The sequence below is a fragment of the Maribacter sp. genome (assembly GCA_020629415.1).
GTDB lineage: Bacteria > Bacteroidota > Bacteroidia > Flavobacteriales > Flavobacteriaceae > Maribacter > Maribacter huludaoensis.
The window spans coordinates 21255-46113 of sequence record JAHDDL010000002.1 but is presented as its reverse complement, the minus strand read 5'-3'; the positions used below and the strand labels follow the sequence as shown (position 1 = coordinate 46113).

Annotated in this window: 22 protein-coding genes; 9 read left to right on the top strand and 13 right to left on the bottom strand. The window is 35.0% G+C overall.

The features are described 5' to 3' along the window. Nucleotides 1-22 precede the first annotated feature (22 nt). Nucleotides 23-2431: a TonB-dependent receptor gene (locus tag QZ657_RS01390; protein ID WP_412759669.1), complete on the top strand. Its 2409-nt coding sequence runs from the start codon at nucleotides 23-25 to the stop codon at nucleotides 2429-2431. A 4-nt stretch (nucleotides 2432-2435) separates the two neighbouring features. Continuing rightward, the gene (locus tag QZ657_RS01385) at nucleotides 2436-3275 is read left to right on the top strand and encodes a DUF4249 family protein (RefSeq protein ID WP_291964477.1); all 840 of its coding nucleotides are present in this window, start codon (nucleotides 2436-2438) and stop codon (nucleotides 3273-3275) included. A 128-nt stretch (nucleotides 3276-3403) separates the two neighbouring features. Here the strand turns inward: QZ657_RS01385 and QZ657_RS01380 are convergent, their stop codons facing one another. From QZ657_RS01380 to QZ657_RS01350, 7 genes are all read right to left on the bottom strand, one after another. Continuing rightward, nucleotides 3404-4951, bottom strand: a complete 1548-nt coding sequence (locus QZ657_RS01380) for a hypothetical protein (protein ID WP_291964475.1) — start codon at nucleotides 4949-4951, stop codon at nucleotides 3404-3406. Nucleotides 4952-5126: 175 nt separating this feature from the next. Beyond that, nucleotides 5127-5741, bottom strand: coding sequence for a hypothetical protein (locus QZ657_RS01375; RefSeq protein ID WP_291964474.1), 615 nt, complete (start codon nucleotides 5739-5741; stop codon nucleotides 5127-5129). Nucleotides 5742-6002: 261 nt separating this feature from the next. Continuing rightward, a complete protein-coding gene (gene blaOXA, locus QZ657_RS01370) occupies nucleotides 6003-6842 on the bottom strand; it encodes a class D beta-lactamase (protein WP_291964472.1) in 840 nt (279 codons plus the stop codon). A 168-nt stretch (nucleotides 6843-7010) separates the two neighbouring features. Continuing rightward, nucleotides 7011-7619, bottom strand: coding sequence for a hypothetical protein (locus QZ657_RS01365; RefSeq protein WP_291964471.1), 609 nt, complete (start codon nucleotides 7617-7619; stop codon nucleotides 7011-7013). Nucleotides 7620-7719: 100 nt separating this feature from the next. Next, on the bottom strand, nucleotides 7720-9537 hold the full coding sequence (locus QZ657_RS01360; RefSeq protein WP_291964469.1) for an RNA-directed DNA polymerase: 1818 nt from the start codon (nucleotides 9535-9537) through the stop codon (nucleotides 7720-7722). Between the two features lie 156 nt (nucleotides 9538-9693). Then, nucleotides 9694-10029, bottom strand: coding sequence for a hypothetical protein (locus QZ657_RS01355; protein WP_291964467.1), 336 nt, complete (start codon nucleotides 10027-10029; stop codon nucleotides 9694-9696). A 154-nt stretch (nucleotides 10030-10183) separates the two neighbouring features. Continuing rightward, nucleotides 10184-10933: a DUF1853 family protein gene (locus tag QZ657_RS01350; RefSeq protein WP_291964465.1), complete on the bottom strand. Its 750-nt coding sequence runs from the start codon at nucleotides 10931-10933 to the stop codon at nucleotides 10184-10186. Nucleotides 10934-11565: 632 nt separating this feature from the next. On the opposite strand from QZ657_RS01350, the gene QZ657_RS01345 reads away from it, so the two are divergent. The 3 genes from QZ657_RS01345 (at nucleotide 11566) to QZ657_RS01335 (ending at nucleotide 15810) form a co-directional block, all read left to right on the top strand. Next, nucleotides 11566-12717 (top strand): vWA domain-containing protein, encoded by a 1152-nt coding sequence (locus tag QZ657_RS01345; protein ID WP_291964463.1) that lies wholly within the window; start codon nucleotides 11566-11568, stop codon nucleotides 12715-12717. 15 nt (nucleotides 12718-12732) lie between these two features. Further along, nucleotides 12733-14202: a magnesium chelatase gene (locus QZ657_RS01340; protein WP_291964461.1), complete on the top strand. Its 1470-nt coding sequence runs from the start codon at nucleotides 12733-12735 to the stop codon at nucleotides 14200-14202. A gap of 429 nt (nucleotides 14203-14631) precedes the next feature. Beyond that, nucleotides 14632-15810 carry a Calx-beta domain-containing protein gene (locus QZ657_RS01335; RefSeq protein ID WP_291964459.1) on the top strand — a complete coding sequence of 393 codons (1179 nt, stop codon included), beginning with the start codon at nucleotides 14632-14634 and terminating at the stop codon, nucleotides 15808-15810. 100 nt (nucleotides 15811-15910) lie between these two features. Here the strand turns inward: QZ657_RS01335 and QZ657_RS01330 are convergent, their stop codons facing one another. From QZ657_RS01330 to QZ657_RS01320, 3 genes are all read right to left on the bottom strand, one after another. Continuing rightward, nucleotides 15911-17407: a sensor histidine kinase gene (locus QZ657_RS01330; protein ID WP_291964457.1), complete on the bottom strand. Its 1497-nt coding sequence runs from the start codon at nucleotides 17405-17407 to the stop codon at nucleotides 15911-15913. Beyond that, nucleotides 17404-18102, bottom strand: coding sequence for a response regulator transcription factor (locus QZ657_RS01325; protein ID WP_291964455.1), 699 nt, complete (start codon nucleotides 18100-18102; stop codon nucleotides 17404-17406). Before QZ657_RS01325 ends, QZ657_RS01330 begins: the two co-directional genes overlap by 4 nt. A gap of 231 nt (nucleotides 18103-18333) precedes the next feature. Continuing rightward, complete coding sequence (locus QZ657_RS01320) at nucleotides 18334-18819, bottom strand: hypothetical protein (RefSeq protein WP_276472580.1); 486 nt, start codon at nucleotides 18817-18819, stop codon at nucleotides 18334-18336. A gap of 288 nt (nucleotides 18820-19107) precedes the next feature. Between QZ657_RS01320 and QZ657_RS01315 the strand changes: the two genes are divergently transcribed. The 3 genes from QZ657_RS01315 to QZ657_RS01305 all read left to right on the top strand — a co-directional run bounded on the left by QZ657_RS01315 (nucleotide 19108) and on the right by QZ657_RS01305 (nucleotide 21751). Beyond that, a complete protein-coding gene (locus QZ657_RS01315; protein WP_291964453.1) occupies nucleotides 19108-19893 on the top strand; it encodes a tRNA pseudouridine synthase A in 786 nt (261 codons plus the stop codon). Nucleotides 19894-19927: 34 nt separating this feature from the next. Further along, nucleotides 19928-21022: a magnesium/cobalt transporter CorA gene (gene corA, locus QZ657_RS01310; protein ID WP_291964451.1), complete on the top strand. Its 1095-nt coding sequence runs from the start codon at nucleotides 19928-19930 to the stop codon at nucleotides 21020-21022. Nucleotides 21023-21208: 186 nt separating this feature from the next. Then, entirely contained in the window at nucleotides 21209-21751 is a 543-nt protein-coding gene (locus QZ657_RS01305) for a hypothetical protein (RefSeq protein WP_291964450.1), read from the top strand. Nucleotides 21752-21822: 71 nt separating this feature from the next. Here QZ657_RS01305 and cysM read toward each other — a convergent pair whose 3' ends face one another. Continuing rightward, the gene (cysM, locus tag QZ657_RS01300; RefSeq protein ID WP_291964448.1) at nucleotides 21823-22707 is read right to left on the bottom strand and encodes a cysteine synthase CysM; all 885 of its coding nucleotides are present in this window, start codon (nucleotides 22705-22707) and stop codon (nucleotides 21823-21825) included. Further along, a complete protein-coding gene (gene epsC, locus QZ657_RS01295) occupies nucleotides 22700-23491 on the bottom strand; it encodes a serine O-acetyltransferase EpsC (protein WP_276472575.1) in 792 nt (263 codons plus the stop codon). Before epsC ends, cysM begins: the two co-directional genes overlap by 8 nt. Before the next feature lie 94 nt (nucleotides 23492-23585). Between epsC and QZ657_RS01290 the strand changes: the two genes are divergently transcribed. Then, nucleotides 23586-24266 carry a DUF2461 domain-containing protein gene (locus tag QZ657_RS01290; protein ID WP_291961760.1) on the top strand — a complete coding sequence of 227 codons (681 nt, stop codon included), beginning with the start codon at nucleotides 23586-23588 and terminating at the stop codon, nucleotides 24264-24266. On the opposite strand, the gene QZ657_RS01285 is transcribed toward QZ657_RS01290, so the two are convergent. Then, a complete protein-coding gene (locus QZ657_RS01285; RefSeq protein WP_412759659.1) occupies nucleotides 24255-24665 on the bottom strand; it encodes a glyoxalase in 411 nt (136 codons plus the stop codon). The two genes, QZ657_RS01290 and QZ657_RS01285, sit on opposite strands and share 12 nt — an antisense overlap. Nucleotides 24666-24859 lie beyond the last annotated feature (194 nt).

Genomic DNA, 24859 nt, shown 5'->3' with positions numbered 1-24859 from the left:
ATCAATCAATTAAACAAATAGCATGATTAAAAAACAAAATCAACAAGTATGCATAAGGCAGCTAAAACGTATGGCAGCGCTTATGTTACTATTTGCGGGCATTCAATTACATGCCCAAGAAAATTATACCATTAGTGGTAAAATTACCGACATTGACAACGGAGAAACTCTTTTTGGGGCATCTGTCTTTTTAGAGGGTACCAGTATTGGGGTGGTTACCAATGAATACGGATTTTATTCGTTGACCGCACCAGAAGGACCTTATCGTTTACTCATTACCTATATGGGATATGGTGATGTTAAGCAAGATGTAAACCTGAACAGAAACCAAAACTTCAATTTTGAAATTTCTGAAGTTTCTACCAAGTTAGATGAAGTAGAGGTAACGGCAGAGGAATCTGAAATTGCCGTATTACGGAAACCGGAAATGAGCGTCCTCAAAATGAACATTGAAACGGTTAAGCAAATGCCCGTGGTTCTGGGTGAAGTGGATATTTTAAAATCGTTACAAATGCTACCGGGAGTAACCAATAACGGTGAAGGTACCGGCGGTTTTCACGTACGTGGCGGTGCGGGCGACCAAAACCTGGTTCTGTTGGATGAGGCTATCATTTATAATACCTCTCACATGTTCGGTTTTTTCTCGGTCTTCAATGCAGATGCCATTAAAGATGTAAAACTGTACAAAGGTGGTATACCGGCAAGGTATGGTGGGCGTGTTTCGTCGGTGTTAGATGTTAGGCAGAAAGACGGTAACAGTAAACGGTTTGCTGCAACGGGCGGCATTGGTATCATATCTAGCCGTTTGGCACTAGAAGCACCTTTGTTTAAAGAGAAAGGTTCTTTTTTAATTGCTGGTCGTCGTTCTTATGCCGATCTGTTATTAAAAGCTGCGGGGGAAGATAATAGCGTAAGTTTTTATGATCTAAACTTAAAAACGAATTATAAGATCAATACGAACAACCGACTTTTTCTTTCTGGTTATTTTGGGCGCGATGCTTTTGAGCTGGGAGAAAATTTTAGTAGTTCTTATGGGAATTCAACAGCAAACCTGCGTTGGAACCACATTTTTAACGATAAACTTTTTTCTAACCTGTCCGCTATTTATAGTAAGTATGACTACGAGCTAGGTATTACCTCTGCGGAGTTCGATTGGGTGTCGTCCATTACCAATTACAATCTAAAATATGACTTAAAGTATTACTTCAGTGATGCATTTAAGCTAGATTTTGGAGCAAGCGGCATACACTATGAGTTTGATCCGGGGGAAATTATTCCAACGACCGAAACGTCATCTGTCAATCCTTTGGTATTGGATAAGAAAAGGGCGTTGGAAACTGGAGTGTATTTAAATGCGGAACATAAATTAACGGAGAAGCTGACTGCAAAATACGGTTTGCGCTACAGTGCATTTTCTAGACTTGGGGGGCAGCCCATGACGGAATATGCCAATAATCAACCGGTAGTCTATAATGAGGACCTTGGTATTTATGAACGTGGTGAGGCCATTGGTGAAACGGTATACGAAAAGGGAGACGCCATTAAGACCTTTGGCAATTTGGAGCCTAGGGCGTCATTGGCATATACCATAAATGACAATTCTTCTTTAAAGGCTGGCTTTTCTAGGGTGGCACAATACATACATCTATTATCCAACACTTCTTCAGCTACGCCATTAGATGTTTGGACACCAAGCGGTCAATACATAGACCCGCAATTATCCAATCAATATGCCTTGGGCTATTTCCGTAATTTTAAGAACAAGGCGTATTCCATGGAGGCTGAAATCTATTATAAGAATACCGATAATAGAATCGATTACATAGATGGTTCTGATCTTATTGGACAGAATACCATTGAAACCGAAATATTAAAAGGGGAGTCCAGGGCATACGGACTTGAGCTTTTATTCCGTAAGAACGAAGGTAAATTTACGGGGTGGATTTCCTATACGCTATCCAAGTCAGAGCAGCGAACTCCCGGTGGTAATGCCGGTGGTTTGGGTATTAATGATGGTAATTGGTACAACACTCCTTATGATAGAACGCATGATGTCTCTATATCCGGGGCCTATCGATTAAACGATAAATGGAGTTTTGGCACCAATTTGGTCTTTCAAACGGGTAGGCCTGTTACGTATCCTAATGGTCAATATGAGTATGAGGGCGTTTCCATTGCTAGTTATTCCGATAGAAATTCCGATCGCTTACCTGCGTATCATCGTTTAGATCTGTCAGTCAATTATAAGCCCAACAGAAAGCCAAATGCCAAATTAAAAGGGGAGTGGGTACTAGGTATTTATAATGCCTATAATCGCAAGAATGCTGCTTCGGTATCCTTTGGGCAGAATATTGAAACGGGGGCAAATGAGGCTACCAGAACCGCTATTTTCGGAATTGTACCATCCATTACCTATAACTTTAAATTTTAATACGATGAAAAATTATATAAAACCAATAATAGCCCTGTTCACCGTTATTCTTACGGGTTGTACAGATGTTATAGATGTTGACGTACAAACAGATACCTTACGTTTGGTGGTGGAAGCTTCCTTAGACTGGGAAAAAGGAACTACGGGTAATGATCAAGTGATTACGTTACGTACGTCCACACCTTTTTTTGACACTCAAAGTACCAATGTTACGGGTGCAGAAGTTACTGTGACCAATAACGCTACGGGAGAAGTTTTTAGATTTACGGATCAGAATGATGGCACCTATACCACAAGTACCTTTCAGCCTCAATTGTTTGCCACCTATACTTTGGAAATTGTATATAATGGAGAACGATATGTTGCCGAAGATACTATGAATCCTGTTCCCAACATTACCGATATCTACCAAGATACGGAAGATGGTTTTGATGATGAAGCTATTGAACTGCATATTGTATTTACAGATTTTGAGGACGAAGGCGATAATTACCTTTTTAAGTTTGAACGACCACAGGACCTGTTACCTACTTTGGAAACGGGCGATGATGAGTTTATAAACGGGAACGAAGTGGACTGGTGGTATGAAATCGATGATGATGAGGACGAGGAAATAAAACCGTTATTACCTGGTGATGTAGTAAATATCAGCATGCACGGTATTTCTAGAGCTTACTATAATTATATGGATATTGTTATAGACCAAATTGGCGGCGTAGGTATTTTTGAAGCTACACCGGTAGATGTTCGTGGCAATTGCATTAATACGACCAACCCGGATAATTATGCCCATGGCTATTTTAGGGTAACGGAAACCAATAAGGTAAGTTATACGGTAGAGTAGAAGACTTTTTTAAGAATAGAAAAACCAAGCGCTAAAGAATTATTTAGGGCTTGGTTTTTTAGTTTTGAATATGAAGTTTAACCGAATGTCAATCGAACCTTTTTATAATTTCAAAAGAAATTAAATTATTAATTATCAAGTGGGATTGTCCAGTAAAATGCATCACCGTTTTCACGACCTAAAGAATAATGGAATACGCCATTGGGAAACAAATTGTCATCATAATTAGTGATTTGAATATTCAATTCACCGGTATGATTGGTGGTAGTAATTCCAAATCCTCGCTCATTCAAAATTTGGACAATTTCTTCTGGTATTTCAAAAGTATCAAAGGGAATGTCAATAGTATCCAATCCAAGATTTTTATACGACATTCGGAAAATATCGTTCTTTGCTGGGTCAGGGTGCAAAACTTCTAAGTTCAACTCAGAAAAATCATGAGCTCCATCTATCTCTATATCTCCTTCATTTTTTTGAACTGTAATATCAGGAATAGTAATATCTAGGGTGTTTTTTTGATCTAAAATAAGGTTACTGCCATCTAGAAAATCTAGTCCTATGCTTTTTACAACAATAGGGTATTCTTTTATATATGGATAACTTGCCGTGTAACCAGAGGTACCTGTTTGAATGCTATTGACAAACAGAAGCCTATATAAATTTTCTCTATAACTTTCTTCATTGTTGAAGCCAAAAAGGGTAATACTGGCACTATCTACTGTATTGGGTATTTGAAAGGTAGTTATATCCTCTTCTTGAAGCATGGTCATTTCTTCAAATTGTATGCTCTGATCTTCTAAATTATCGAAAAAGGAATAGCGGTAATTATTTAAAATATTATTATCGTATTGATTATAATAATACAAAAATACATTCTCTGTTAGTGCTTCATCATATTTAATTTCCAACGTAGGAAAGGATGAATTGCCAAAGTTATAATCTCTTCCAAGAAGTGAAATGAAACCTGAATTAGATGTCCCTTCAATAGTTACATTAAATGCTGTTTGATTACTTGGCCATACTACATCAATACCTAATTGATTAGCAACTTCTTCTATACTTATTAATTCTGTGCCAGGTTTTACATTACCAAACATTCTAGCCATTTGAAAACTAGAATTGTTACTAATTATGTATTGGGTAACTATAATATTTTCTTCTATAAAATTATCTTCGGCGTGCAAAAAGATAGGGTCGTCATATGTAATTATCTTTTTAAAACCAACTAGTTCTCCTGTACTTTGAAGATTTATGGCTAAATAAGAATCTACAGATTCGCTAGACAACCCTCCAAAAGATCTAAAAAGTAATTTATTGATTTCAATTTCTTCGTCTTTTACACTTTCTAGATTTCCTGCCGTTACTGATTTTACTTTAAGTGATGTTTTACCGTTAGGATAATCAAAAGGGTTTATTTCTAACTCAAAATCTTTCTGATCGGTAGAAGCCACTTCAATATCATTAATTAGAACTGTGGTGTTGGTTTGTGCTTCTGTGCCAGAAATGGTAACATTAAAGCTTGATTTTGTCTCAATTAAATTCTCAAGTTCAGAGATTGAAATTACCGGTAAAACATCTTCGTTTTGATTAGGTTCTGGTTGGTTATTCTCTGAGTTATCTTTTGAACAGCTAATGTATAGGGCAATGAATAATAAGAATAGTATTTTTTTTAACATAGGTTGTTAGATATTTGAGCGGTTTAAATACAATATAAACTTAAGTTGACGTGCTCGAAAATTTTATTTTACAGAAGGTAAATTAGTGTTTATTTTTTTTATGACAGAGACTTTAATAATTCCGAGTGGATTAGGACGTAGTCGAATCCGCCTTAATTGCGGTGTAAACTGACTTTTATGCGACTCTTTCAATTCGGCAATTTTCACATTCAGGATGAATGTTTACCAAGTTTGCAATCGATTCATTTATTTTCTCAAATGATTCTCCATAATAATATAATCCAGTTTCTGTATTTCCTTGCCAATATCTAAGAACATTATCTTTTATATTCGCTAATCGTCTAATCTCTATAGCCAAAGCTTCAGAGTCAGAATTTTTATAAACTTCATCGGATAGATTTATTCCGTCAAGATAAATTCCTAAACCTTCCTGTTTTCCAAATTCAATTTTCTGTTCCGTTTTCTCAGTTGTCAGTTTAGAACCTTTTGGCGCTCCACGCTCTTCAAGTTTCTCAATGATTAATTTAATATGATTTTCATTAATCTCATCAGAATTTAGTTGGATTTCTACGTCACAGTATTCCAATTCTCCAGATTCTAATTGCATAGTTCCTCCACCTGTAACTTCTCCAATTCCATTAGCTTGAAGAAATTCATCTAATGGGTCTTCATAAATTTCTCCTCTATCAATTGGCATTACTTTATCATTTAGAGTTGCGACAATAAAATTTCCAGAGTATTCTTCTTCCTTTTTTTTATTTAATCCGAAAAGTTTTTTAAAGAAATTCATATGTTGGTTTAGCTTGTTTACAACGTTTTAACTAAGCGTAGTGCGGTAAGCAAGGAAACTTTTTGTTTCCGCCTGCCTGCCTGCCTGCCTGCCGGCAGGTCTACGCACGAAGCTAAAGCATATTGTTCAGTTTATCTTTTATTGTCCAAAGCTGAATCCATTCCCGATAGCTATCGGGATTAGCGACTTTATAAATTTATACAGATTTTTCGATTTAGCCCATAAGTCCTCATTACGTTCAGGTTTGGCTAGCACCGGTATTTAGTATAGAACATTCAATTTTTTAAGACCTAGAAGAGTTAAATCTAATCTTTTTTTAATAAAAGAATTTAAATCAAACTCTTTTTTAGGCTCTAGATTTGTGGCAAATAGGTATGTGTTGTATTCAAATTCAACAAACCCAATAAACCAACCATTATATTCTCTGTTATAATTTGATAAACCAGATTTTCCACTAAGTTTAAATTGGTCAGTTTCTTCAATGAGCAAAATCTTTCGCATTATACTATCAGTTCTTTTGGAAATAGGAAGTTCAAAATTGTAGAATCTTTTCAGGAAGTCGATTTGTTGCATTTGACTTATTTTTGATTCTCCTTCTAACCAAAATTTATCAATATTGGTAGAATCAATTTCTAGATTCCCATAGTTAAGTTTTAAGACATAATCGTTCATTCTTTTTGAACCAATTTTTCTTGCAATTACTTGATAACAATGAACACAAGAAAATTGAAAAGCATCTCTAAGAATTAGGTCTTGTTCCCAACTTTTTAACCATTTTTTTTCTCCGTCCCATTTAAATATGACACTATCATTTTCTATCACACCAGTTTCAAGTCCAATAATAGAATTGGCAATTTTGAAGGTAGATGCCGGTAAATTTCCGTTGTTAGACCATTCAAAGTCATTTGAATAGTACATGTCTTTGTTTAAATCATAGATTAATATTGAACCTTTAACATCTGCAGAATCAATAATTGATTGAAATTCAGGTTTTATAATGTTTCTATTCACCAATTGCTCGTTATGTAGATTATTGGTTCCTTTTCTTTCTTTGCAAGAAATAAAAAGAATTAAAAATACTGCTATCGATGTTATTCTCATTTTTTATAGTGGTGCTAACTTCCTGGCTATAATCGTGTTTCGGGGAAATCTTTATGGATTTTTACGCACAGTCCCGAGCCATTGCCTAAAGTTGAAGTTTTGGCTTAGGAAATTCGCTTGCAATGGATTATAGATATTAATGTAAAACTTTTTTATTTCCGTACTAATTTAGTCAAGTCTATTTGTTTCGTATTTCTTGATTAGTTTTTTAGCAGCCTTTACCATTAAGGTTTCCGCACTAGAATTAATGCTAGGTACTCCTTTGTTATCGTCAAAATGGGAATTTTCTGAGGTAACTTTCGCCATGGCCTGAGATGAAGAAATAATCTCGCCCGTATTAAGATCATATATCATAATGGAAACTGAAGATTGATTACTTGCGCTGTAATGGCCATTACCACTATCAAATGATACAGTTCCGGCTCCATTACTAATGACATACCCTCTTATGTTGATCAGAAAATCACAATGTGTATCTCGTTTAAGCGTTTCCAATTCCGTTTTGTTTAGCTCAAATCCAATTTTAGGCGAAATAAGTTTGTCCATTCTTAATGTATTAATGTCAACCAAAGAGTCTCCAAGAATTTTTTTGAATTGTTCATAGGAAGCATCATACAATTCCTTGTCGAATATTTTTGAATTGGATTCCGTTCTATTGAGTACCCATAGTCCTTCACCAAAATCGAGTTGTTTACCGGTATCGAATAGATAATTGTATTTCCCACCTCCACATGAACATAAAATGACAATTGAAAATAGATAGTATATTTTTTTCATAAAATTTTAATTGTTAAGCTTTAAATGTTTTAAAAGCTCTCAGTAAATGTTCGTATTAGCAAAGACTTGCGCTATTTTTAATATACAATGTTATGTATTGTTATTTCACGTTGTACTGTAATTCAAGCCATTTCCTATAGTATGGGTCGTCAATATGAAATTTAATTTTTTCAATTACATCTTTGTTTGTTCTATATGTCTCACTATTTAGAAATGAACAAAGTACCAAAAACTTTTGTAATGGATATGTTTTGTATTTGTTTTGAGGAAATAAGTACAATTTCACTTTTCCTTCAATAGAGATTAATTTCTTTAGGTTAATAAGATTATTCGCAGTTGATACAACTTGTTGTTCGGCAGTTGAGATTTGAGTTTCTAAAAATGTTCTTACTTTATCTTCTTTGTAAAGAAATAATCTTCCCATAATTGATGTCACTTGTCTTCTGAGAAAAGGATGGGAATTCCAAATACCTTTATAATCCATAATGAATTTGTACAAATCCTCGGGATGGTCATATTTTGTTTTTACCCAAAGCAAGCAGTAAAAGTCAAAGATTTGTTTTCGAGTCATACTAAATGACTTAATCTTTTTTATTGCGTTTTCTACAAATTCATCTCCTTCTTTCGTCAATGGAATATTCCAATCTGTAATTAATCTGCAAATATTAAATAGAGAAATATCGTCGTGTAATTTCAATTCGTCAAAAATTTCTAATACCACTTCAGATGTTCTTTTACTATATCCAAGAGTTGATAAATAAAATAACAAATTTTGACGTATTCCCGGATTCTCGTTGAAAAGAGACGCAACATTTTTCAGAATCCTTTTGGAATTTATTTTGCCAAAAGAAGTAATGTATCTTTTACTGATTTTTTCATAGTATTTGGCAGATTGGTTTGATTTTAGGTGTTTATTAAATCTTTTTACTAATTCATTACTTATAGCTTTAATTCCGTGTTCTAAATGATAGTCAAAATCTATTGAATCTAAATATTTATTTTCATCAATTAGAAAATGATATTCAGCTTCTTCTGCGGAATAGATACTCGTCTTTTTTAGGTTTAAAGCAAGACCCCGACTTTTTAATACATCTGAGGAAGAGCTTAAAACATTTACTGCTTCTTCTCTTGTGTCTACAGCAACAACAACGTCATCCATCCATCTCGTAAAGCTGTTGTTCGATTTCTTTTTTATTATTTCGTCAAATTCAAATAAGAACGAATGAGCCATCAATCTAATTCCTTCTAAGTTTGAAGTTGGTAATCCTCTACCAGTATAAGGTAGGTAATCTGGAAGCCAAGAATTACGTTCTATTATACCAAAGAGGATGTCTAACAGAGCTTCGTTATTATTAATATATCCTGTAATTAATTTTCGTAGCTCGGGAATAAAAATTGAATCATAATAATTAGATAAATCTGTTACAATGATTAATTCCTTTTGGTCGCTAAACTTGAAAATCTTCTTTTGCATTTTCTTCCATAACTTTCTCCAATTGAATCCGTATTCATCAATTTCGTGCGGTTTCTTTATAAAATGTTTATCTCTTGAATAAAATGAATTTTTCGACGGTTGATTTGATAAAATTTCTGGACTAATCTTATCAGTAATAATTTGTAGAATGAGAGCGTCGGTTGGCTGAGGAATTATCAAATGTCTACAAATCCCAAGCTTTTTTTCAACTCTATAAATCAGCGGTTTAGAGCTACTGTAATTTCCTGAGAGTATATCACTCCTTAGTAAAAGAGCTCTTGAATCAATATTATAGTTAAAGTCATAGTAATCATAGATGTCTAAAATGTCAACATTCCTTAATTGTCCTCTGACTACCTTTCGCCAAATTTTGCTAATATTTGATTTAGAGAAAACCTTATCTAATTCTTCTTTTCTTAATTGATGAAATCTATCTGTAAGCATAAAGTTTTGTCATAATAACACATAACGGTCTTGTATAACCGTCATTTACGGGTTTATATGTGTTAATTTTCGGTTAAGCACAGACGTTAGCAATTCCGAGTGGATTCAGACTTGGTCGAATCCGCCGTAATTGCGGTTATACAATGTTGTGCCCAGTTATTTTTTCTCTTTTTCGTTAATTTCAATGTCAAGTCGAATTAATTTCTGACGTAATTTTTCTTCAAACTCCTTATCAGTGACATCTTTATATTCGGTCATATATTTTTTTAATTCCTCTGAATTTTCAATAATTGTTTCCAGCATATATTTTAGCTGTTTTGCATTTTCAATATATTCAGTTTCACTTTTATTAAGATTGGATTCTAACAATTCAATTTGTTGATTTTTTAAGTCCAATTCAGCATTCTTGTTAGAGGAAAAATAAATATTCAGTAAACCAACATTGATTATTAAAAGAATAAAAAATAAAATCGTCCAAATATTTTTTTTCATTTACGTTTCGGTTTTAATTGTGTCCAACTATTGTCTTTATGTACAATTGCACATATTCCACCTATAAAAGTAATCTAATTCCCACCCACTTAAAAAAAGACCTATCAACAGTTATTAACAGGCATTTGTATTAATTTAAACTAAGAAATTAAGCTTACCACCATACCACAAAGAACTTTTCAAACGTGTTGTTTTTCTTCATCCAAACCATGGGTGCGCTGTTGTTTTCTAAGCGTTCTGTAATAGCAATAGCAATTTCTTCATGTGAACGCCATGCTACGGTGTCCATAGGGTGCAACACCCATTCGCTTTTGGTAGGCATATAGAATGTATGTGGTGTAAAGTCAGCCGTATGAAATGCTGCCAAGCGTAACCAATAGCCTATAATGCAATTTTTGTTTAACGGTGCAATGGATAATGTGTCGCTAGAATAGGGTTGAAATAACTGTGCTTTATAGCAAACTTGCTGCGTCATGTTTTCGGCATTAATTCCTTTTTCCAACAATGCGGAGCGACCAATAGGCGTGTGAATCAATGAAAATTGGTTGTTTTTTATTTTTTCTAGCTTGGCATAAAAGGCATCGCGCCGGTTGGGACCTACCAATTGCTTTATGGGTTCTTTAATATCGGTGTCAATCAGATAGAATTTATAGGTCAATTCTATGTGAATTAGCTGCTTTGTGGCGGTTTCCTGAACAATAAAATCTATTTCACCAATAGTCCGTTTTTCTTCCCGTATGGGCATATTGTGCAGGAGTACATCATACGTATTACTAGCTTCTAACAACTGTTTGCACACAAATTCCATTTGATGTCCCAAACGCAATTTCTCCGGTATTTCACTTACCACAAAACTGTCTACAGACACATCAGGAAATTGAAACTGAGATACACCAAACTGCACACCTTCCCAAAGCGGTGGAGTGCTTAAAAAGCCTTGTATCTGTTTGATGGTTAAAGCTTGTTGGTCGATGGTTTATCTTTTTAGTTGTTGGTTCTTAGTTGTCGGTTGTTTGTAAATAGTGTTGCTAAATACCGGTAACTGAGCGTAGCCGAAGTTACTTTTTTAAAACGCTACGCGCAAAACGTTGCATGTTAAACGCTATACGCTTTGCGCCGGTCGCTTTTCGCTACGCGCTAAACAAATGTCGCTTATCTGCATAATAATTGAATCTTGAGTTCACGAAACAAATAGATTGTTTCCTCGCTAAAAATCTCCTCATAAATATAAATTCTTTTATGCCAAGCGCTAATCGCCTTTCGCTTTTTTTCAGCAACTATCCTAGAGAGAAAAGCGAACAGCGTATTGCGTTCGGCGACCAGCGAACAGCGACCAGCGTCCAACTCAACACGAATAACCAACAACGAACAACTATCAACCGACAACCAACAACCATCAACGAACAACCATCAACCGACAACCGACAACCAACAACCAACAACCAACAACCGATAACCAACAACCAATCTTAAACAACAACGTTAACATTTCCCAAAAGCCGCGGGCATCCAAGGTAAAAGTGTTAATTTTATAGTATGGCTATGAATGAAAGAAAAGGGTTTCGCTTTGAAACATACGAAGCACCCGAACAATCGATTTTTGATAAGCTTTTTGATATTTTTCAAGAGCTGATCACACATACTTCTGGCGATTTTGACGAAGCCATAGACTGGTTACGTGAGCTGGACAAGGAATATGAACTGACTACCGAAGACTACACCATTGACGATTTTATTGAAGATCTAAAAGCGAAAGGGTATATACGCGAAGAGTTTAAGGATGGCGGTGGCAACGGTGAAGATGGGGAAGAAGGTTCTGGTGGCGGAGATATTTCCATAACCGCAAAAATGGAGCGTATTATTCGTCAGCGTGCATTGGACCAAATTTTTGGTAAGTTAAAACGTAGTGGTGCGGGTAACCATAAAACAGGCAAATCCGGACAAGGTGATGAGCACACGGGTGACCTTAGGGAATACCGTTACGGCGATGGTCTAGAAAACATATCTATGACCGAGAGTCTTAAAAATGCCCAAATTAATCACGGTGTAGGTAGTTTTCAATTGAGCGAAAATGATTTGGTGGTAGAAGATACCCAGCATAAGGCGCAAATGAGCACCATTCTTATGATTGATATAAGCCATAGTATGATTCTGTATGGCGAAGACCGTATTACGCCCGCCAAAAAAGTTGCTATGGCATTGGCGGAATTGATTACCACCAGATACCCAAAAGACACATTGGATATTTTGGTTTTTGGTAATGATGCCTGGCCCATACCCATTAAAGATTTACCGTACTTAAAAGTAGGTCCGTATCACACCAATACCGTTGCCGGATTACAATTGGCTATGGATATGCTGCGCAGAAAGCGTAATACCAATAAACAGATTTTTATGATTACCGATGGTAAGCCAAGTTGTCTGCGCATGCCAGACGGTACGTATTATAAAAACAGTGTGGGGCTAGATGATTTTATCGTGGAAAAATGCTACAATATGGCACGCCAAGCACGTAAATTACATATACCCATTACCACGTTTATGATTGCCCAAGACCCATATCTCATGCAGTTTATTCGCCATTTTACGGAAGCCAACAAGGGCAAGGCATTTTTCACGGGATTAAAAGGGTTGGGTGAAATGATATTTGAAGATTACGAAGCAAACAGAAAAAAAAGATTGAAATAAGACCAAAGGAATACTATGAAATTAGATTATAAAAACATACAAACGTTGGGGGCCTTAAAAGCTGCCGGATACCAAACCAAAAGTGTAAAAGATGAGTTGCGAGACAACCTTATTGATAAAATAAAAAAGGGAGAAGATGCCTTTACCGGTGTATGGGGCTATGAAGACTCGGTTATTCCAGAATTGGAGCGCGCCATATTATCTAGACACAACATTAATTTATTGGGACTTCGTGGTCAGGCAAAAACACGTTTGGCGCATTTAATGGTAAATCTGTTAGATGAATATATTCCTGTTGTGGAAGGTTCTGAAATCAATGATGATCCTATGAAACCCATGTCTAGATTTGCCATGGAACTAATTAAAGAAAAAGGGGATGATACCCCAATTTCGTGGTTGCATAAAAGTGAGCGTTTTGCAGAAAAATTGGCAACGCCAGATGTTACGGTGGCAGATTTAATTGGTGATGTAGATCCTATAAAAGCGGCAAACCTAAAATTATCTTATGCAGATGATAGGGTAATTCACTTTGGGATGATTCCACGTGCCAATCGCTGTATATTCGTAATCAATGAGTTGCCCGATCTACAGGCACGTATTCAGGTATCTTTGTTCAATATTCTGGAGGAAGGGGATATCCAGATCAGGGGATTCAAACTGAGATTGCCTTTGGATATTCAGTTCGTATTCACAGCAAACCCTGAAGATTACACCAATAGAGGTAGTATTGTAACTCCACTAAAAGATAGAATCGGGTCGCAAATATTAACGCATTATCCTGATGATATTGAGATAGCCAGAAAAATTACGGAGCAAGAAGCCAAGCTTGATGCCCGCCAAACCGATGCTGTTTACGTTCCAGATCTTGCAAAAGACCTTTTGGAACAAGTGATTTTTGAAGCTCGGGACAGTGAGTATGTAGATGCCAAAAGTGGGGTGAGTGCCCGTACGAGCATTACGGCTTTTGAAAACTTGTTGAGTACTGCAGAGCGCAGGTCTTTATTGAACGGTGGTGATCATACCATGCTACGTTTAAGCGATTTCTTAGGAATTGTACCTGCCATTACGGGGAAAATAGAATTGGTATATGAAGGAGAGCAGGAGGGAGCGGATGTTGTTGCCGGTATTCTTATAGATGATGCTGTAAAAACATTATTTCCCAAGTATTTTCCAAAAATCAATAAGCTAGAGCGTAAAGACGAAGAAACCGTTTATGATGAACTGTTGCACTGGTTTTTTCAAGGAGAAGGTTTTGAATTGATGGACGATTTTACCGATGAGGAATACAAACGTGCATTAGATAGTATTCCCGCATTAAACCAATTGATGAAAGATCATCAGCCAGATTTTGATGCTAAAGATGCCTATTTCTTAAAAGAGTTGTTATTATGGGGATTGGTTTCCTACAAAAAATTGAACAAACAACGCTTTACAGATGGGTATGAGTTTAAAGACCTGTACAGTAGTTTCTTGAAAGGAATTTAAAAAACCATATAAAATAGAAAAGCCCGTTCAAACTTTAACGGGCTTTTTTTTATACTAAAAATGAGTTTGTTATTCTATTACCCAAACATCATTTGAATGTGTTCTACTGTTAGTGCTTGCATTAAGGTCTAAACCGCCAGAAACAATAACCTTATTTTCAAACAATGTGGTCGCGTGTCCTAAACGAGCAGCAAAAGTCTCATTGATTGCTATTTATACCCAATCAATACCATTCTTAAAAAACCGGTCTTTTTATTAATTACTACCAGAAAAAAAATAATTATTCAAGAATCCTTGATTTTAAGATACTTACGAAAATAACATAAGTTATTTCCTACATCGAAAATTATTACCGTTTTTGCTTATTAAACCATTAACATATCTTTATGGTATAATTTAAATTAACCATTAATTAATCTAAGTATTATTATGAAAAAAACTCTGATGTATTTATCAGTTGCAGCGCTGTTATTTTCTTGTACCAAAACCGAAGAAGTAGAGGTAGAAAGAATCGTTGAAAGAGAGGTGGAAGTGGAAACAATAGTTGAAGTACCTACACCAATAGATTTATCAAAAGTTTCCCTTGCCTCAAGTGCTACAATGACTACAGAGTCAGATGCTCAAGTTATTGTAATATCTGCGGCCATAGAAGCGGCACAGGAAGAAGATGTTACTATACAACTAAACTTTGCAGGTTCTGCAATTATAAATACGGACTATACGGTTAGCTCAAATGCAATTACAGTTACTGCGGGTGAATTGACCGGTACAACAGAACTTACTATTATATCTGATGGTGTTTTTGAAAGTGGAATGGAAAATATCGTTATTAGCTTAGCGGAACTATCCAATACCATTACACCTAGTGATAACGGTAGTTTTGTACAGATAGACATTACGGATGGTGAGGCCTTAATAGGTTTTGAAACTTCAACTGTAACCATAGAAGAAAACTCTTTTTATGTTATAGATGTTGTATTGAGCAAAGCTCTTAATGAAGATATTGTCGTTTATTATACTGCGGATACCGATAATAATAGATATGGTGTTAGCGGAAATGGCGAGTTGATTATTCCAGCAGGCCAGTTGTCAAGAGCTATTACGGTTGATGCCAATGATAGTGAGATTACCGCGGCAGGTAATAACAGTATTACAGTTTCTATTGACAGTGTTGAAAATGATGACGTTATTATAGGATCTAATTCAAGTATGGCTATTACAACTACCGAGATAAGTGAAGGGTTGCAGATTATAAGCACATGGTCTACCCAGAGCGATTTATTCGATCTTAGGGTTTACAATGCTAGTGGTACCCAAGTAGAGTCTTCTTCTTCAAGTAACCCAGGTAATGAAGATTTATTTATAGATAAGCAGGATTTTTCACCACTTGCAAACGGTACGTACACTATCTCATTATTTGCGTTTAATTTTGATGGTACTTCTCCAGAAACGGTAACTTTTAATTTTCTTGATGAAACAGGTAACACTTTTGGCGGAGCTTACACATTCGTAGCAAATAACAGACCTGCCAATGATAGATTGCCGGTATTTGAATTGGAAGTTTTAGATGGCAATTACACAATTACTCAAATAAATACTTCTAACTAAGGATAATCCAGGTTGTTTTTTTAATAGCGACCTTATAATTAAGAAAGCCCTATCCAAAAATTTTGGATAGGGCTTTTCCTTTTCATAGCAATAATTAAAATCATTGTAATTGATATGCGGGCAACTTAAAAATGAAAGAACTTCCTTCATAGGGTTTACTTAATACTACTATAGTAGTGTCATGCAGATCCATTATTTTTTTAACAATGGCCAGGCCAAGCCCTAATCCTTGTTTGGTAGTATTTTTATCTACTTGCTTATATCTGTCGAATATGAAAGGCTGATCGTTGACGGGAATTCCGGTACCGGTATCCGTAATATTTATTTCAATTTGTTTGCCCATCTTTACCAAGCTCAATGTTACCTTGCCCTTAGGTTCAGTATATTTTATGGCATTTTCTATTAAATTTTGCAGAGCTCTTTCTACCAATCCTATATCTGCATGCACCATACAATTTTCTTCAGGATTTTCTAATTGAAGATCGATCTGTTTTTGTTCTGCCAAAAGTCTGAATTTTGCAATTAGATCATGCGAAAGTTCAGTGATGGAAAAAGGCTCTTTAATTGGGGTTACTTGTTCCGCTTCTAATTTAGAATATTCAAATAATTGATTTATTAAACTTGAGAGCTTGTCTATATTATTATGGGTTATCTGTAAATATTCTGCTTTCTGATGCTCCGTAAGCGTTTCGTTTTTAATTTGCAGCGTTTCTATATATCCTTTTAATACGGCCAATGGTGTTCGTAAATCGTGCGAAACATTGGCGATCAATTCTCTACGCAGATTATCAACGGACTTCATCTTTTCCATGTTATCTACAATGGTGTCTGCCATTTCATTAAAGGAAAGGGCCACTACTTCAATATCCGATTGTTCCGGATTCTCAATTCTAATATCTAGATCGCCTTCTTGAAATTTTCGTACTGTCTGCGTGATCAGTCTTAGATTTTTGGTCAAGAACCAGATGCTTAAAATACCGATCAGCGCAGCAAACGACATTGTCAATATTATAGCCCCAATACTTAGTTTTGTAAAATAGGAGCTAAATAAGCTTTCTTTTATAAGCGCCAGCTCTTTACCTGCAACGATGATATAAATGTATCCTTCATGACCGTCTATAGAAAACGGTGCCGCAGAAAATATGTTCTGTTCCTCTGGGTTTAACGGGTCGTCTCCCAAAATAAATTCTTGACCTTTTGTATCAATGTATTTTTTAATGGGCCCTAAAGAAACGGATTTCATAGGTTCGTTTTCATTATGCTCAAGAACTACGGAGTATAAGATATCGCCAGAATTGTTTAAAAGATAAACTTCTATACTGCGATTTACGGCCATCATATCATGCATAAGATCTCCAAAAAGCGCTTTGTTTACGCTACCGTCCTCTAAGAATGGAGCTTCCTCTTGAAATTTCTCCTGTATAACATGTTCGGCAATATTGGCATTAATACGCTGAGTAATTGCTTGGTTATAATTAAGTGTTAGGTAACCGGTAATAAAAATGTACGAAGCACCCATTAATAGAATAAGAAAGATGAAGGCAATCCATAATTTCTTTATTAATTTAGGCGTAAGGGTTTTACCATTGTTTATCATGCCAATATTTCTTCATTAAATTTATAGCCAACGCCCCAGGTTGTTAAGATGTACGTAGGGTTTGCCATATCAGATTCTATTTTTGCACGTAGTCTATTAATATGAGAATTTACGGTATGCTCATAACCTTCAAAATTATATCCCCATATAATATTCAGTAGTTCTGTTCTTGTATAGTTTCTGCCCGGGTTGGATGCCATTAATACAAGCAGTTCAAATTCTTTTGGAGAAAGTTCTATTTTATAATCGCCCAAAACTACTTTACGTTTGTCAATATCTATTTTAAGTCCTTCGGCCAGAATAATAGAGGTATCCTCTTGTTTTTTTTCTACTTTATTGGTTCGCCTTAATACTGCTTTGATCCTAGCCAATAACTCTCTAATACTAAAGGGTTTGGTCATATAATCATCTGCGCCTATTTCTAAACCTAAAACCCTATCTATTTCTTCAGATTTTGCGGTAAGCATTATCACCGGCGTGTTTTTGGTAGCACGTAATTTTCTACACACTTCAACACCATCCAAACCAGGTAAAGTAAGGTCTAACAGAATTAATTCAAAATCATTTTCCAAGGCTAATCGTAAGCCTTCATTGCCATCCATGGCCATGGTTGTCTCATAGCTAACATCAGAAAGATGTAGTTCTAACAATTTAATGATTTCAGGATCGTCCTCAATAATTAATATACGCTTCATAGTCAATTACGAATAAAGAAAAAAAGTATCACAGAAAAATCACATCGGTGATAAAATCGTTTGGTAAAAGGTTTTACTTGCTAATTAGGTCGTATAATAATTTGATAATTACATGACCATTAGTTTATTATTTACTTTTTGTATGGATTTATAATAGCCTAATCAACAATAAACAAGCAAAAAAAAAACCTCGATAATTTCTTATCGAGGTCTGCTAAATATTTTTGGTTCTTAGTTATTCCAGTGATCAACATGTTGGTTCATATCGTCAAATATATACGTACCTACCATTTCTTTTCTATAAACGACTGCTAACAGTGTTACCAGTAGAAGAACAACATATAATGCCACTATTACAAACCCGATTGGTAAAAATGTACTCGGTATCAAGTGATTTTCAAACTCAGAATAACTGGACAATACGATCAAAGTATCTACCAATTTATAAATGTATACCAATGAAATGCCATACAACGCATATTCTAAAGTTCTCATTGGTGGGTCACTTAGTTCGTTTTCATTGATTTTAAACCATAGTACGTATAAAAAGACAAAGTGTACTACGGATAAAATAGGAAATATATAATTATCGATTTTAAAGAAATAAAATTTATTAGTGTAGAGGCCATAAAAACTAAAGACGTTCAGTAAAAAGAGCACCACAATTGACAGGATCAGCGTTCGCTTCCAAGTAAATAATCCTTTAATAGAATTCATAAAGTTTGGTTTTTATGGGTTTAGGAGAACCATTATTTCATAGCAATTACGGGGAAGCTTTGGTATTAACTAAAACAATTCGATAAAAGGTTAAGTTCGTTGTTCAATTCCTTGGTTGTAAAGAATCTTATAGGTTAATATTACTATTTTTTATACAATTTAACAATAAAAACCTTATCATTTAATTGTAGGGGTTTGTAGTGCCAATATCTCCATAAAAGTTTTACCGTGTACAATTCGTTGTTACCGTTTGTCTGCTTATGTTTAATAAGTAATTACATTTACATAATGAAGAAACAGCGCTTTTGTTATTTGGTACGGTTGCAATATTTGGGTTTTAGGTTCAATGGTTGGCAAGAACAGCCAAAGCTTAAAACAGTTGTTGGTATGCTAAACAAAACGTTTGCTTTTCTATATCCAAATGCTTCTTTTAAAATTTTGGGTGCCGGTAGAACAGATGCCAAGGTTTCTTCTCTTGCCGGTGCTTTTGAACTTTTTGTAGAAGATCCCATTTTAGATTTTGACTCTTTTTTAATAGAATTCAATAAAAATTTACCTTCGGATATTCGGTTGCTTTCTATAGAACCTGTTGATTCAAACTTTAATATTATTAAGAGTAGTAAAACAAAAGAGTATCATTATTTTTTTTCTTTTGGATGCAAAAATCACCCGTTTAGTGCTCCTTTTATAACGAATTATGTAGATGAGCTTGATTTAGGGTTAATGAAGCAGGGAGCCGCTATGTTTGCTGGAACACATGACTTTAGCGTATATACTGCTTCATTAAAACCTAATACCATTACCATGCGCAAGGTTGATTCCTGTGCCATTGTTGCGAACGATATTTTAACGGCGAATTTTTTCCCTGAAAAGAGTTACGTATTAAAAATTATTGGAAATGGTTTTATGAGATATCAAATCCGTATGATTATGGGGGCTTTGGTACAGCTTGGCAAGCATGAACTTACGTTAGAACTGATAAAAGAGTCCTTGGTAACTGGCGCCACGCATAAACTAAATACGATTGCCCCGGGATCTGGACTAATGTTAAACCAATTGCACTTCAATAAATAGAACGTAGTTTTAATATATTTATAAAAAATTGTTCATGGCTACAAATAAGAAGCTCAACTTCCCAAAAAGAAAAAAAAAGAAATCCCGCCAGCAGAATAAATTAGGTAAAGCCCCCGGAACTATAAGTTATATGGGCGATAAGGAGCGTAGCGATAGTGTAATATATAGCACCACCTATAATGCCGAAGGATTTGAAACCAAAGAATTTGAAAATTTAGAGCAATTTTTTAAAGAGGAACGTGCGGATAAAATTACTTGGGTCAATGTAATAGGTATTTCAGATGAGCCTTTCATTGAAAAACTTGGTAAGCATTTTAACCTTAACCCTTTAGTGCTTGAAGATATCGTTAACACTGAACAACGCCCCAAAATAGATGAATACGATGATTATATTTTTGGCATATTCAGAATGCTATATATCTCTGAAGAAGATGAAATTATTGGAGAGCATATTGCTATAGTTTTACACGAAAATACCGTATTGGTTTTCCAAGAGGTAAAGGCAGATGTTTTCAATGGTCTCAGGGAACGAATAACCGGTAAGTTAGGCCGTATTAGAACTAGAGGGGCAGATTATCTGTTTTTTGCCTTACTTGATGCTATAGTGGATAATTATTTTTTGGCCATTGAAAACCTAAATAATAGAATAGAGAATTTGGAAGAAGAGGTCTACCAGAACCCAGAGCCAATAGTAGCCCAAAACATTCAACAATTAAAGAAAGAGATTTTAAAAATAAGACGATGGATCTATCCTGTGAAAGAATTGATCAGCAGGCTTATAGACTCTGAAAATCCGAAGATTACCAAAGACACCAAACTATTCTTGCGTGATGTTTTGGACCATGCCATAGAGATTAATGAAAGTTTACAGATTTACCGAGAAATGTCTATGAGTTTAATGGAAATGTATATGAGTAATATGAGCAATAAAATGAGCGAGGTAATGAAGGTGTTGACCATAATGGCATCCATTTTTATTCCTTTGACATTTATTGCAGGAATTTATGGTATGAACTTTGACCATATGCCAGAACTTCATTACAAATATGGCTACTATATTGTTTGGGTGGTAATGATCTTATTATTCATTGGAATGATGTTTTATTTCAAAAAGAAAAAATGGTTATAAGCCATATACCAAAAGAACTTATAGATTTCCATCATTTTGCTTAAAAACTAAATCCATTAAATTTTAATTTTTATGGGTCAGTGATTTTTTCTGTTTTCATATATCTTGCTGATATCTAAATTATTAGATATGAGTGGTTTAATATCAAGTTTATATTGAACCTATAATTAATTTAAAATTTTATATATGAAAATTAGAACTATGTATATGTCAATTGCAGGACTGTTATTAGTAACGGGAACGGTAATGGCACAAGAGGACAATCAGGAAGTATTAGATACTAAAATTTCAAAATCTTATACGGTAAATGACGGTAAAAAACTGGTAAAGAATACGGTGGAGATTACTACAAAACGATTAAATACCATAGAACGTTCAAAAGATGACGAGGGAAAGGTAGACCAAGATAGGATAGTGGATAGCGTTGCTACCCTTATTAAAACGGTAAATATAGATAACGACGATGACGATGCCTTTGATGAAAAAATCGTATTTAGTTATGAATCTAAAACACCAGAAGATTTTGTTTTGGTCTCCAAGAATGATGAACTAGTTGTTGCAATGAACGAAGGGGATAATTTAAAGGTTGTTGAAAATATCAACTTAAAGAGTAAAGAAACGATGGACAATAAAACAACATATGTTTTTACCAACGAACATGGTGAAAACTTGGAATTTTTGGTTGAAGAATATAGTAAGCCAAATGAAACAGAGATGTTAGAAAAATAAACTTACCCAACAGGATGCAAAAAAGAGCCGTTATTACGGCTCTTTTTTTGTTTCATTGTAATTTAAAAAAGTTAATCGAACAAGTTTGATGACAGGTAACGATCGCCGCGATCGCACACTATTGAAACAATGACCCCGTGGTCTAACTCTTGAGCTAAACGTAACGCTACTGTAGCTGCGCCGCCACTACTCATACCTGAAAAAATACCTTCTTCTTTAGCCAATTTTCTAGCCATTTCCTTGGCTTCTATTTCATTGACTTCCATAATGCGATCAACTTTTTTTGCATCGAATATTTTTGGCAAGTATTCTTGTGGCCATTTTCTAATGCCTGGAATACTGGCATTATCGCTAGGCTGCACACCTACAATTTTAATATCGCTATTTTTTTCTTTTAGATAAGTAGATGTACCCATGATGGTGCCCGTAGTACCCATGGCAGAAACAAAATGGGTGACTTTGCCATCTGTATCGTTCCATATTTCCGGTCCGGTGGTTTTATAATGTGCTTTCCAATTATTGGGGTTGCCAAACTGGTTCATCATTATATACCCTTCATTTGTTACTTTACTTTCGGCATAATCGCGAGCTCCTTCAATACCTACATCAGAAGATGTCAAGGTAACTTTGGCGCCATATGCCCTCATTGTCTGTACACGTTCTATGGTAGAGTTCTCTGGCATTACCAATTCTATGTCAAGACCATATATACCGGCAATCATAGCAAGGGCTATACCTGTGTTGCCACTGGTGGCCTCAATTAACTTGTCTTTGGAAGTAAAATCGCCATTATCGTAACCGGTTTTGATCATGTTATAGGCAGCACGGTCTTTAACACTACCACCAGGATTATGGCCTTCCATTTTAAAATAGACAGCTACATTGGGGTTGGTATTTAATACTCTTGATTTTACTAATGGCGTGTTACCGATCAGTGATACTAAAGAATTAGACATTGGGTAATGTTTTTATTTTAATTTCAGGTGTATGAAAAACTGTTGAATGTGGTGGTACAGATGCGGTAATCCAAGCGTTACCACCAATTACGCTATTTGCGCCAATGATAGTCTCACCACCTAAAATGGTGGCATTGGCGTAAATGGTTACATTATTCTCTATCGTAGGGTGTCGTTTGGTCTGCTGTAAGTTTTTGGCAACAAAAAGTCCGCCTAGCGTTACACCTTGGTATATTTTTACATCATTCTTTATAATTGCGGTTTCACCTATAACGACACCGGTGCCGTGATCTATATGAAAAGACTTTCCGATCTGTGCGCCTGGGTTAATGTCAACACCTGTTTGTCTATGCGCATACTCTGTCATTAAACGGGGTACTAATGGAAATCCTGTTTTATACAGTTCATGCGCTAATCTGTATACCGAAATGGCATAAAAACCAGGGTAAGCCATATAAACCTCTTCAATAGATAAAGAAGCTGGATCACAATTTACAGTTGCCTCTGCATCTAAATTTAAACTCTCTAGTACCAAGGGTAATTTTTCTACATAATTTTCCCAAACCTTTTTACAAGGTTTATCACTTTCCCAGCACGCCAGGTCTACCAATTCATCAAATTGTTTTTCTAGCGCATCTAGACTTTCTGCAACCGGTGTTTCAATATCAAAGAGCATATAAAAAAGAAGGTCAGTAAATTTTTCGGTATTCTTTTTTAAGCGAAATCTTAAATTCGGTTGTTTTTTGTGGGTATTAATCTTTTCGATTATAGATCGATGGTCCATGGGTCTTCATTAGTTCATCAAAATTAACCAAATAAAAAAAAGTACTTCTCATCTAATGGTTAACTTTAGCTTAAAATCACAACAGTTGAGTCGAATGTTAGAAACGAATATTACAAAAAGTACTTTTCAATTTTTAAATAAACTAAAGAATAACAATAATAGGGAGTGGTTCACCGAACATAAGGCTGAATTTAAAGCTGAAGAAACTAAGGTGAAAAGTTTTTTTAATTACATGCTTGACAACCTTAAAAAACATGATGAAATTGAAAGATTAAAAATTTTCAGAATTTATAGGGATGTACGTTTTTCTAAAAATAAAACACCCTATAAGACCCATTTTTCAGCCTCTTTTGCTAGAGCTGGAAAACATAGAAGAGGCGGTTATTATTTGCAGATTGCGCCAGGAAATAGCTTTATTGCAACCGGATTCTGGAATCCTGAAAAAGAGGATTTGCTTCGTATAAGAAAAGAGTGGGAGATAGATACGGCAGAGTTGACCAATGTAATTAATGATAAAAAATTTAAATCTATTTGGGGAGAATTGGTTGGCGATGAATTAAAAACTGCACCAAAAGGATTTGACAAGGAAGATCCCAACATTAAATTTATACGTAAAAAGCAATTCATTTTCGTTAAGAATTTTACGGACAAAGAGGTATTGTCCGCCGATTTTGCAGCTATGGTAAATGAAAGCTTTATAGCCATACGCCCTTACTTTGATCTTATGAGTTCTATTTTGACCACTAATTTAAATGGCGAGTCTTTATTGGACTAACTCATAGGTATCAAAATATTGAATCTGATCCTGAATTCTTTTTATTACCATGTTCATCATTCTTTTATTTAGGGCAGAAGAGTTTTTAATATAAAGTTCATATTCTTCTACCGTAAATTGACCAATGATCATTCCTTTTAAAGAATTTCTGAATTTAACGTCTTTTTGAATGGCTTTGGTAACGTAGTCTAAACGTTTTTCAAGTTTTAGCTCGTAAAACGTATTTTTCATTTTTTTAATATAATTCTGAAAAGATGCTAGAAATAAATCGTTCTGTAATTTTAGTATGGGCCGTAACGTCTGGTTTTGAAAACGTTCATCATCACTCATATTGGGCATTATTTTGGCAGAGGCAATTAAAGGGCGAATAGATTGCAATTTCTGTGTCCTGTCCATTATATTTTAATTTTGCTCGTTAACCGAGATTTATGTTTTTTGATGTATGATTGCTCTATTAATGAAGCTTTCAATTCAATTTTTCGGGTTTATTCCAAAGTTGCTTTTCTAAAGGTACGTATTAGATAAAATTGAAATTTAAATGGTGTAATTAGTTTTTAACCTGTTATAAACAATTGGTCCATTATGTCGGTAAT